Annotated in this window: 10 protein-coding genes and 4 pseudogenes; 4 read left to right on the top strand and 10 right to left on the bottom strand. The window is 54.9% G+C overall.

Annotated features, from left to right (window positions below; genetic code table 11):
* Window positions 1-225: 225 nt before the first annotated feature.
* The 4 genes and pseudogenes from AC1DH9_RS12555 to AC1DH9_RS12540 form a co-directional block, all read right to left on the bottom strand.
* A pseudogene (locus AC1DH9_RS12555) lies at window positions 226-426 on the bottom strand (transposase domain-containing protein); the annotation flags it as partial.
* Window positions 404-694: pseudogene (locus tag AC1DH9_RS12550) on the bottom strand (transposase domain-containing protein); the annotation flags it as partial. The pseudogenes AC1DH9_RS12550 and AC1DH9_RS12555, both read right to left, overlap by 23 nt.
* 1 nt (window position 695) lies before the next feature.
* Complete coding sequence (tnpB, locus tag AC1DH9_RS12545; RefSeq protein WP_427544964.1) at window positions 696-1088, bottom strand: IS66 family insertion sequence element accessory protein TnpB; 393 nt, start codon at window positions 1086-1088, stop codon at window positions 696-698.
* Window positions 1089-1151: 63 nt separating this feature from the next.
* Complete coding sequence (locus AC1DH9_RS12540; RefSeq protein ID WP_427544962.1) at window positions 1152-2051, bottom strand: LysR family transcriptional regulator; 900 nt, start codon at window positions 2049-2051, stop codon at window positions 1152-1154.
* Between the two features lie 116 nt (window positions 2052-2167).
* Here AC1DH9_RS12540 and AC1DH9_RS12535 point away from each other — a divergent pair, with 116 nt between their 5' ends.
* From AC1DH9_RS12535 to AC1DH9_RS12525, 3 genes are read left to right on the top strand one after another with little or no spacing between them, the layout of a single operon-like run.
* On the top strand, window positions 2168-2776 hold the full coding sequence (locus AC1DH9_RS12535) for an FMN-dependent NADH-azoreductase (RefSeq protein WP_427544960.1): 609 nt from the start codon (window positions 2168-2170) through the stop codon (window positions 2774-2776).
* Window positions 2777-2813: 37 nt separating this feature from the next.
* Entirely contained in the window at window positions 2814-3407 is a 594-nt protein-coding gene (locus tag AC1DH9_RS12530) for an NADPH-dependent F420 reductase (protein ID WP_175553968.1), read from the top strand.
* 10 nt (window positions 3408-3417) lie between these two features.
* Entirely contained in the window at window positions 3418-4263 is an 846-nt protein-coding gene (locus AC1DH9_RS12525; RefSeq protein WP_477808249.1) for a pirin family protein, read from the top strand.
* A 185-nt stretch (window positions 4264-4448) separates the two neighbouring features.
* On the opposite strand, the pseudogene AC1DH9_RS12520 reads toward AC1DH9_RS12525, so the two are convergent.
* From AC1DH9_RS12520 to tnpA, 6 genes and pseudogenes are all read right to left on the bottom strand, one after another.
* A pseudogene (locus tag AC1DH9_RS12520) lies at window positions 4449-4553 on the bottom strand (AAA family ATPase); the annotation flags it as partial.
* A 13-nt stretch (window positions 4554-4566) separates the two neighbouring features.
* A pseudogene (locus tag AC1DH9_RS12515) lies at window positions 4567-4734 on the bottom strand (transposase domain-containing protein); the annotation flags it as partial.
* Between the two features lie 82 nt (window positions 4735-4816).
* The gene (gene ltrA, locus AC1DH9_RS12510; RefSeq protein ID WP_427544958.1) at window positions 4817-6046 is read right to left on the bottom strand and encodes a group II intron reverse transcriptase/maturase; all 1230 of its coding nucleotides are present in this window, start codon (window positions 6044-6046) and stop codon (window positions 4817-4819) included.
* Between the two features lie 462 nt (window positions 6047-6508).
* Window positions 6509-7825, bottom strand: coding sequence for an IS66 family transposase (gene tnpC, locus AC1DH9_RS12505; protein WP_427545023.1), 1317 nt, complete (start codon window positions 7823-7825; stop codon window positions 6509-6511).
* 186 nt (window positions 7826-8011) lie between these two features.
* Window positions 8012-8347, bottom strand: coding sequence for an IS66 family insertion sequence element accessory protein TnpB (tnpB, locus tag AC1DH9_RS12500; RefSeq protein WP_427544956.1), 336 nt, complete (start codon window positions 8345-8347; stop codon window positions 8012-8014).
* Window positions 8344-8676 carry an IS66-like element accessory protein TnpA gene (gene tnpA / locus AC1DH9_RS12495; RefSeq protein ID WP_427544954.1) on the bottom strand — a complete coding sequence of 111 codons (333 nt, stop codon included), beginning with the start codon at window positions 8674-8676 and terminating at the stop codon, window positions 8344-8346. Before tnpA ends, tnpB (AC1DH9_RS12500) begins: the two co-directional genes overlap by 4 nt.
* 527 nt (window positions 8677-9203) lie before the next feature.
* Here tnpA and AC1DH9_RS12490 point away from each other — a divergent pair.
* Window positions 9204-9833: a DUF3885 domain-containing protein gene (locus AC1DH9_RS12490; protein ID WP_427544940.1), complete on the top strand. Its 630-nt coding sequence runs from the start codon at window positions 9204-9206 to the stop codon at window positions 9831-9833.
* Window positions 9834-10058: the final 225 nt, after the last annotated feature.

The raw sequence follows: 10058 nt of genomic DNA, 5'->3' as shown, positions 1-10058 counted from the left end.
ACTGTGGAATGTCCAAAAGAAGGGTCCACCCTCACTTTTACCCCAGAAACTACAAACTACCAAAGTGAGCTCCCACGTCGACAGTGGCCCAACAAAGGACAGTCCGTGCACGTTAATTACCGGTATTTGGATGGCATATGTAAGGGAGATGGCAATAATTATGGGTGCCGTATTAAGCACTACCCAATAGTCGGCCCTTGAGTGGCAAGAGCCTCCCAATTCAATCTACATTAGTTGGGTCGGCCCCCACTGATGCGGCAGCAACCGGTCGATCTCACTCGCCCGCTGCGTCGGCAGGCGCGTGAGAACATCTTTCAGATTTGCATACGGATCATGACCATTGAGCCGCGCAGACTGGATCAAACTCATGATCGCCGCCGCCCGTTTTCCACTGCGTAACGAACCTGCGAAGAGCCAGCTTTTTCTCGGTCGCCGCTGGCACTGCTTGCAAGGCCTGAAGCTCTGCTTCAATCGCTGCGATATCGGTATCGATCAGGTCATCGAGCAAACTGGCCTGCTCAGGATTCATCTGCTCGCTGCGCTTGGCAAACTTCAAACGCTTGAGCTGGGCGATTTCGTGGGTCAGCTTCTCGATCACCGTCTGATTGCGGTTGATCTTCTTGCCCATCGTCTCAATGGTTTTACCCATCGTTTCGACCGTCTTACCCAGCGTGTCAACCTGACGGTAAGGCATCTCAACACGCTGCATCAACTGCGCGTTGCCATGGCAGTCCCAGCACCAATGCCTGAAGTTGCTCGGTATCCAGTTCCATCTCAGAACCATGGCGAATGCCAGGCCAGTGGAACTTGCCTTGGTTCAACCGGCGAGCCGCCAGCCATATTCCGAATCCGTCATGCACCAGCACTTTCATGCGATTGGTGCGGCGGTTGGCGAACAGATAAGCACAGTGCGGCTGCGCGCAATCACCTTGTCTAAAGCCGTATCGGTGCCTGCGCGCATGTCCATCGGCTCGGTGGTGAGCCAGATGGAGTCGATGCGAAGTAAGCGAACACCAAACACACCTTGTGAAACTGACCGGCGCCTCTCCTGATACAAACTCCCCCCGCAACACTACCCCCTGTTCCATCGGCAGTCTTCAGTCAACACGAAGATCTCCGCGACCACGGCCCAGAAATTTCGAGCATCGTGGTCAATAGATTGGGGAGCAACTGAGTCGATCAATCAGCCATTGTCCAGCTGGCCCCGGCAGTGAGTCTGTCGCGTGAACTGCGCAGATATCTATTTTAACTCCCTCCTTCGGCGAACCTTCCACATCGAGCGTAGCCAGAGCGCCAGCAACTAAGTCGTGTTCGACCATGTGCCAAGGCATGCTGCCCCATCCAACACCATCCTTGAGGAACGCGTACTTCGTCGATAGATCAGCCAGACGCCAGGTCGAAGGCGACAGCACGCCAAAGTCCTTCCCCGCCAGCAGTTCTGATCGATCCGTCAGCACCAGTTGAACGTGCTTGGCCAATTCCCGCCGAGGAATCTTCCCACTCAGCCTGGATAGCGGATGATCAACTGATGCCACCACCACTAAAGAGAATTCGCCAATTCTCTCGATTGACAGGGTGGGAAATGAAACTGGCAGTGATGCCAGGATACCAAGGCTGCACCGACCATCGAGTATCGGTTGATAGCCCGCACCGAGGCCTTCGACGAAAATCTTTAGGCGGGTATGCGGGAATCGCTCGGCAAACTCTTTGACTACGGCAGTAATGGCAGACGTCGGAAAGAACACGTCAACTACTACGGATAATTCAGGTTCCAGCCCTGACGTCATGAGCTTGGCTCGCGCCTTCAGAGTGTCGACGGCCGAAATGATGCTGCGCGCATCTGTCAGCAGCAGAGCACCTTGGGGTGTCAATTTGGGGAAACGACCTGAACGATCAAAAAGCGTTACCCCAATCTGATCCTCCAAGCCGCTCACCCAGCCGCTCACTGCCGATTGCACCCTGTTGAGTTTCCTCGCGGCCGCAGAAAAACTGCCTTCATCTACGGCCGCGACAAAAGTTCTTAGCTGATCAAGCGATAGACCGTCGAGCATCTCGCCCCCATCCATCCGAATTAGCGATACATAGCATCTCAATATACCGTCTTTTCAGATCCTCAAGAACAGCTCATCTTTCACATGCCCATTAAACCGTAAGCTTGGTGAATGAAATGCAAATCCTCCATCTTGACGCCAGCATCCTAGGCGACGCGTCTGTCAGCCGTACCCTGTCTTCGCAGATCGTCGCGCGCCTCGCTGCGCTCCACCCGGACAGCAAGGTGATTTACCGAGATCTCGGCCAAGACCCTGCACTACATCTTTCCTTGGAGCATCTATCAGCCTGGCAAGGCACTGTGGCCAAAGACCCAATGTTGGTGAACGACCTTTTCAAGGGAAATAGCTATCTGCAAGAACTCCTCGATTCGCAGATCGTGGTAATAGGCGCGCCTATGTACAACCTGACGATCCCGAGCACGCTCAAGTCCTGGATTGACCGGGTCGCGATAGCAGGCAAATCGTTCCAATACACCGCCACTGGCCCAGAAGGCCTCTTGAAAGGAAAGCAGGCTTACATCGCTTCATCACGTGGTGGTGTGTATTCGCCAGGTAGTCCTGCGGCAGCTTTAGAACATCAAGAGAGCTACTTGATCGGGCTATTGGGATTTCTGGGCGTCACGGATACACGAGTCGTGCGCGCGGAAGGCTTGGCTGTAAGTCCAAAGGCCAAGGATGAGGCGATAAATAGGGCTCTTCAAGAAATCGCCACGATTGGCGCTTGATCAAATCAATTTTCATTTTTTCTTCAGGAGTTCGAAAATGAAATACGCCATTATTGGTTCCGGTAACGTCGGAACCGCCATTGCTCGCCAATTTGCCCGGGTCGCGATTCCAGTATCTATTGCGAACACTAGAGGGCCAGAAACGATTCTCCCCCTCACAGCAGAGTTGGGAGAAATGGTCACAGCCACCTCTTTGGAAGAGGCGCTCTCTGCCGACGTTCTATTCCTGGCACTTCCATTTATCGCAGTGGAGGCTCTCGCTCGTAGTCGATCCGACTGGGCTGGCAAGATCATCATCGATCAGACCAACGCCTATGGTGTACCACCGGAAACACTTGCGGGACGGCTCTCTTCTGACATTGTTGCCCAAGCGCTGCCAGGCGCGTCGGTCGTCAAAGCTTTCAACCAACTTCCGGCTGGCGTACTGGCCCGAGATCCCTCTCAGGATGGCGGACGGCGTGTCGTATTCGTCTCCAGCAACGACGAAAAAGCTGCCTCGACCGTCAAAGCCTTAGCAGAGCAACTCGGGTTCTCGCCAATCCTTGTCGGGCGAATCGATGAAGGTGGTCGCCTTCTTCACATTCCTGGCCCACTGGTGCTTCACAACTTGATCGAGCATCCACTCAAATAAGGCGATGAGCATGAAGACTGACGAGCCGATGTTCGTTCGTGAGGYAGCTCGTGTTGCTAACCCTGACACCTCAGCTGGACGTATGGCCGGGCATCGGGCTCGCCGACTGATAGATGGTGATCCAACCTTTTCCGATCCCTTCGTAGTGATGGCCGAGGACTGGATGCCCCGTGGAGCATTTCCTCGTCATCCACACCGAGGCATGGAGACAGTGACCTTTGTGATTGATGGGGTTGTCGAGCATCGTGACAGCGCTGGGAATGGGGGCATGATCAAAGCAGATGGCGCTCAATGGATGACAGCGGGTCGAGGGGTTTACCACGAAGAAAATGCGCTTCCAGGAACGATTGCCCATACGTTGCAACTATGGGTGAACTTGCCAGCGGCACTGAAGATGTCCGAGCCGCGTTATCAGGATCTAGCTGGCAGCACGATGCCCGTCAGGCGAGAGCCGGGGGTCGAGGTTCGAGTCTTCTCGGGTCAGTCCGGGAGCGTAAGCTCGTCCACTCTCAACCATGTTCCAATCATAATGCTGGATGTGCGAATTGAGCGCGGAGCGTCATTTCGGCAGATGCTCCCAGCCACAGACAACGCTTTCATGTACGTCTTGGCAGGCATACCGAAAATCGGGGAGGCTGGGAGGCTCGTCCCGGCCAGCCAACTGGCATGGCTGACCCGCTCTGAGAAAAGTGGGCAGTCAGAGGTCACGCTCAGCGCCGAGAATACGGATGCCCGGTTGCTGTTCTTCTCAGGCAGTCCATTGCGCGAACCTATCGCTCTTGGAGGCCCGTTCGTGATGAATACAGAGGAAGAGATTCAAGAGGCGTTTGTCGACTTTCAGACTGGGCGGTTTTGAGTAACAAAGCACTGTGTGTTGGCGCTGATTGAAAACTGACCCACCCTGCCGATGGAAAATTGACCCAGGACGGATTGCTGACTTTTGCCCCAGCAATTGTGGATAAGCTTAGCAGCAGTGTTCCGGTTGAAGACGCATCGGGCCCGACCGCATGCAGGCATGCAGCAGGGCACTTATGGTGCGGATCAAAACGGCTCATCGTCCTCGATACCATCTCCGTCCTTACGCTTTCGTTCCCGTGACTTGATCTTTGTCTGGGCGGCCAAGGTGCTGTGTTGCAGGCGGTAGGTACAGGTTGCGTAACGGCAACCAGTTATGCGGCAACAGCTCGGCGATCCCACTGGCCCGCTGCGTCGGCAGCCGCGTTAGTACATCTTTGAGATAAGCATACGGATCATGCCCGTTAAGCTTGGCCGATTGGATCAGGCTCATCAGCGCAGCCGCGCGTTGACCGCTGCGTAACGACCCCGCAAGTCGAGTCAGCCGAAGGGAGTTTCACCCCTCGGCTGCTCACAGAACCGTACGTGACAGTCTCCCGTCATACGGCTCTTGATCACACATTCGATGCACGTAGTAGATACCAATGCGCGAACAGCTCCGGATTCTCTCTTCGAACAAGACGCAGCCGATGCTCCGCTTGACGTATAGAGATTCGGTACTTGCTCTTCATCCATTTGAGCAGACGCGATTGCAACGCGCTCCACAATCGATAGCTGAAGTTTCTGTACCAGAATTTACCGTAGTATTCGATCCATCCTCGAATCACAGCATTGTACCTGCGAGAAAAATCCCGCAGGTCATCAGTCGTGGATCGATGGATGCGCCAGTGTTTGATCGTGTCTACCATCCTGCGCATCGCCTTCATCGACGCTCCCGGCATGCACTTACGGAAGAGTTCGCCCTTGGAGTTCCTAAGGGTTCGCACCTTGAAGTCATATCCGAGAAAGGTGAAGCTCGTCGCGACATTGTGTCGCTCGAATATGTCGATGTAGACAATCTTCGACTTTTCTTCGTTGATGGTCAGGCGCACTTCACTCATCCGTCGCGTCAGGCTCTCCCTGATTCGAACAGCCTCGCTCATCCTTGTGCAGTGGATAACAATATCGTCGGCATACCGTTCAAAYGGCACGCCGCGATGCGTCCTGTCTATCCAACGATCAAAGGCGTAGTGCAGGAATAAATTGGCTAGCAAAGGCGAGATCACACCCCCTTGAGGTGTCCCTCGTCCCCGCTCCTGGAGCAACCCCGCCTCACTCTGCATCGGCGCTTGCAGCCAGCGTCGGCAGTACAAGATCACCCATTTCGGCATCTGGTGATGTTCCAGAGCCTTGATAATCAGGTCGTGTCCAACGTGGTCGAAGAACGCGCTGATATCCACTTCCAGTACCCAGTTCTTACGACGGCACCGAATGGAACATTGACGCAAAGCATCGTGGGCCGATCTTCCGGGTCTGTACCCATACGAGTCAGGATGGAAAATCGGATCGATCACAGCCTCCACATATCTTTTCACTGCTCCTTGGGCTACCCGATCAGAGACCGTTGGGATGCCAAGGATGCGCTCCTTGCCGTTGTCTTTTGGAATGCGCTTTTCCCGTACAGGTGGCGGAAAATACGACCCTGAGCACAACCGGTTCCAGATGCGGTAGAGGTTATGATCGCGTTGCCGATCAAAGTCCGTGAGCGTCTGACCATCACAGCCCGGCGCGCCACGGTTGCGGCGTACATCCTGATACGCCATCCACACCAGCGATTTCGGTATTTCGAATGCTTTTCGCTGCACTAAAACGTCATCCTCGTTCGAGTTGTGTCCCACACAACGAAAGTGATCCCCACCCCTTCGCTCCAGCCCCATTACAGGTCTTTCATCACTACTACGGGTGAGTCCGCCCCTACCCTCTCGGTACGTGCCGAGGATAGGTTCTCACGTTCCCCAAAATGGCCTGGCTCAGGTTCTTGCTGCCTTAACAACGGGTGCCGTGCAGTCGGTAGACAGGTGTCCTCTGCACTTCTCGGGGCCCGGCTATACAAGCCCGTTTTGACACCAACTAAGATTTCGTCGCTTCATCAGTCAGTTCACTTGCGTTCAACTACCTGAGCCTTACGTGACAGTAGTTTCTCTGCCTTTTCCCGAATCGCTCACCACCAGCATGCTGAACATGCTCGCAGCATCGGGTCGTTTGATCAGTGCGCCTGTACGCCCTGACCGGAGGGTCGACCTCCATCCACCTTGGAACATGGAGTGTCATGCCGCCGTTTTCATGTCGTCGTCATGACGTCTCCTTCGTGACACACAGAGCCAGTTCTTGCGCCCAAGAGCCCATGGCCGGATTTGCTGCTCTATATGGTTGTTATCAATAGGCACCGCACCGTCATCCAGATAACGTGACAACGCCGTCCAGCGTTTCAGACTGTAATCCAGAGCCTTGGCGATGGCCACGCCATCGTGCACAAGCTCACGCTGGGCGATCATCCAGGCGTGCAGCATGTCAATCACGGGGACAGCTTTTTCTTGTCGTATTCGTCGCCGTGCATCTGGCTCCAGGTCGCGGATTTCACTTTCGATTTCGTACAGCAACTGGATATAGCCCAGGGCTTGCTCGGCGAGCGTGCTTTTGTTGGTGGCATGCAGGTCGAAGAACTTGCGCCGGGCATGGGCCATGCAGCCAATTTCGGTGACGCCCAGTGCAAAACTGGCCTTGTAGCCACCAAAATCGTCGCACACCAGTTTGCCTTTCCAGTCTTGCAGGAAGGCACGAGAGTGGTCGCCCGAGCGGCTTGGACTGAAGTCGTACACCACCGAGCGGACATCGGCAGACGCGGTGGTCGCGTAGGCCCAGACGTATGCTCGATGGGTTTTCTTCTCGCCAGGCATGAGCACCTGTACCGGCGTTTCATCGGCGTGCACCACGTTGTGGGCAAGTACCACTTCGCGCAGCGCATCAACCAGCGGTTGCAGTTGCACACCGCAGAGACCGACCCACTGCGCCAAGGTCGAGCGCGGGATGGCGAGGCCGGCCCTACCAAAGATCTTTTCCTGACGGTACAGCGGCAAATGATCACCGTATTTGGCGATCATCACTTGAGCCAGCAGACCTGCCGTGGGGATGCCTTTGTCGATGATTTGCGCCGGAACCGGTGCCTGGATCAGCGTTTCGCATTGATCACAAACCCACTTGCCACGGATGTGCTGTTCGACAGTGAACACGCCGGGCGTGTAGTCGAGTTTCTCACTGACGTCCTCACCGATACGCTTGAGAGCGCAGCCACAGCTGCACTGCGTGTTATCGGGTTCGTGATGGATCTTCGTGCGCGGAAACTCGGACGGCAAGGCGGTGCGTTTTGGTTTCTGCCGGGCCACGGCAGGGGTTGGAGCGAGTTGCAGCGCCTCAAGCGCAGCTTCGATGACCACGATGTCGACGTCGATATGCTCATCGAGCAGACTGGCTTGATACAGGTTTAGTTGCTCGCTGCGCTTGGCAAACTTGAAACGCTTGAGCTGTGCGATCTCATGGGTCAGCTTGTCGTTGACCGTTTTGTAGTGGTGGATCTGCTTGTCCATGCACTCGACTTTTTGATCGAGACTCTCGACGCGCTGCATCAACTGCACCGCGATAGTGCGCAGTTTTTCAGGGCTTAGTTGGTCGAGATTGGGTAGCGAAGTCATGCGGCCGATTTTGCCAGAACAGAATATTACCGACGATAGGCTCATCGGACAATTGCCTGACGACGCTGACCAGAGCAGGTGTTACATCATGGTAATCGCGCTGTTTTGCCCGACTCTTTGCCAAGGCAAACCCAGCACCAAAGCCCGAAGCTGTTCATCGCTCAACTCTACCTGAAAGCCATGACGAGAACCTGGCCAGAAGAACTTGCCTTGATGCAATCGGCGAGCCGCCAGCCAGATACCTAGGCCATCGTGCACCAACACTTTCAGGCGATTGGCGCGGCGGTTAGCAAACAAATAAGCACAGTGCGGCTGCGCCGCACCGAACACGGCCACCACCCGCGCCAGCGCGGTGTCAGTCCCGGCGCGCATGTCCATAGGGTCGGTGGCGAGCCAGATGGCGTTGATGCGGATCATCGCAATAGGTCTCGAAGAAAGCTCGCACAGACAGCCGCGCTGTCCGCTGGCCAACTAATTTTTACGGTGCCGCGCCGATGCTGGATCTCAACGCTGATGTTCGATGATGCCGCTTGCGACTCCGCGCTGGCGAGTGGCATGGGCAGTGAAACAAAAGCGGGTTGTAGCGCCGTGCTTTTCTGCGGTTGCAGCCGAATCCACTTGTGGACGAGGTTCGCGTTGAGGCTGTGGTTCAGCGCGATGCTGGCAATCGAGGCTCCGGGCTGGGCGCACTCCTGAATGACTTGAGCCTTGAACGACTTGGAATAGGAACGGCGTTGTGGCTGCATGAAAGACCCTCTTGAAAGGCTAGAACTGGTGTCCACTTAAATGAGGTGGACACCATCGCCTTTGGCGGTGGGGTCAGTAAGGTGTGTTAGCCGGCCGGTTACGATGCGAATCATCGCAGAAGGTCTCGAAGAAAGGTCGCGCAGGCAGCAGCATTTTCAGTGGACCAGTTCACTTTGACGGTGCCACGCGSGTGCTGGATTTCAACRCAGATATTCGGCGATGCAGCTTGCGAGTTTGCTCCAGGCAGCGGCATGGGGAGCGGAGTAAATGCGGGTTGCAGCGCCGTGCTTTTCTGCAATTGCARCCGAGTCCATTTGTGGACGAGGTTTGCGTTGAGACTATGGCTGAGTGCAACGCTGGCAATCGAAGCGCCGGGTTGGGCACACTCTTGAATGACTTGGGCTTTGCGGGGCTGAGTAGATGACTTGGCCGGACGCATACGGCTTAGCTCAACTCTTACGTCTACAGTAGAATCCGTCTCCAGCGCCCAAGCGTGAAGTCGGGCTAATAGCCACGAAGGGAACAAGTGAATCTACAGGTTGAAATCGAGAGAATTTTTGGCGGCAAAGCATTTGCCAGACCTCTTTTCTATTCCTACCCAGGAGGTCTGCGTTTTGAACTCTCCGAAACGGGTGGGGTGATTGAGCAGTTCCTATCAGCACTACGAAAATCAACACAGATCTGCGGCGATGTCTTCCTTGATGAAACGACACTTGTTGCTTGTCTACGCGTTCACTCTGGCAGCAGCCATTTTGCTCATCGGGCCTCGATTTACGCCCTTCGATCTGCTGGCATTGACATCCCTACTGAACGGTCAGTCTGGAGCGAGAAGATAGATCCAGAGGATTGGTATTGCGAAAGCGAACCGGAATATTGGATCAATATCGCATTTGAAGCGCCTGTGGCCCTGCTTCAAGCATTTCTTTGGTGTGCATTGGCTAGAGATTTGGCTGCAATTGAGCCTAAACCCAAGTGTGCTTTGTACCTCTTCAATTTGAAGAAGCGGGTCATGGTTTTCCCATATGACGACAGGGGTATGGATGTAGTTGGCCCTAACAAAGATCTGCTTTCACAGCTGTATCGTCAGCATCATACATACCTGCTGGATTACGACCGACACGTGATGGACAGCACATTCGCAGGGCCTGCGCGCTAGCCTTGCTTACATTGGAGCTGAAACTGTGCCCACTGGGCCGCCACCTCCTTCAGGTCGATTCCACTCAGTTGCCACCTGCAAAAAACAACCAAAAGCCGACATTCGATCGTAAGCGTCCGGTTAAGGCACGTTGCGATGAGTAAACGCCTGGCAACTGGCTACATATGGCTCCCTCAGCGAGCCTCCAACTGCGGATTTTCGATAAAAAAAGCCGCTTCACTGAAG

Source organism: Pseudomonas sp. 05T35 (genome assembly GCF_056396605.1).
Note: the sequence above shows the minus strand (reverse complement) of the source record. Positions and strands in the feature narration are given on the sequence as shown.

Bases quoted from the DNA above. Each gene is read 5' to 3' on its own strand.
- tnpB (WP_427544964.1), bottom strand. From the start codon at position 1,088: ATGGAACAGGGGGTAGTGTTGCGGGGGGAGTTTGTATCAGGAGAGGCG.
- AC1DH9_RS12540 (WP_427544962.1), bottom strand. From the start codon at position 2,051: ATGCTCGACGGTCTATCGCTTGATCAGCTAAGAACTTTTGTCGCGGCC.
- AC1DH9_RS12535 (WP_427544960.1), top strand. From the start codon at position 2,168: ATGCAAATCCTCCATCTTGACGCCAGCATCCTAGGCGACGCGTCTGTC.
- AC1DH9_RS12530 (WP_175553968.1), top strand. From the start codon at position 2,814: ATGAAATACGCCATTATTGGTTCCGGTAACGTCGGAACCGCCATTGCT.
- tnpC (WP_427545023.1), bottom strand. From the start codon at position 7,825: ATGGACAAGCAGATCCACCACTACAAAACGGTCAACGACAAGCTGACC.
- tnpB (WP_427544956.1), bottom strand. From the start codon at position 8,347: ATGATCCGCATCAACGCCATCTGGCTCGCCACCGACCCTATGGACATG.
- tnpA (WP_427544954.1), bottom strand. From the start codon at position 8,676: ATGCAGCCACAACGCCGTTCCTATTCCAAGTCGTTCAAGGCTCAAGTC.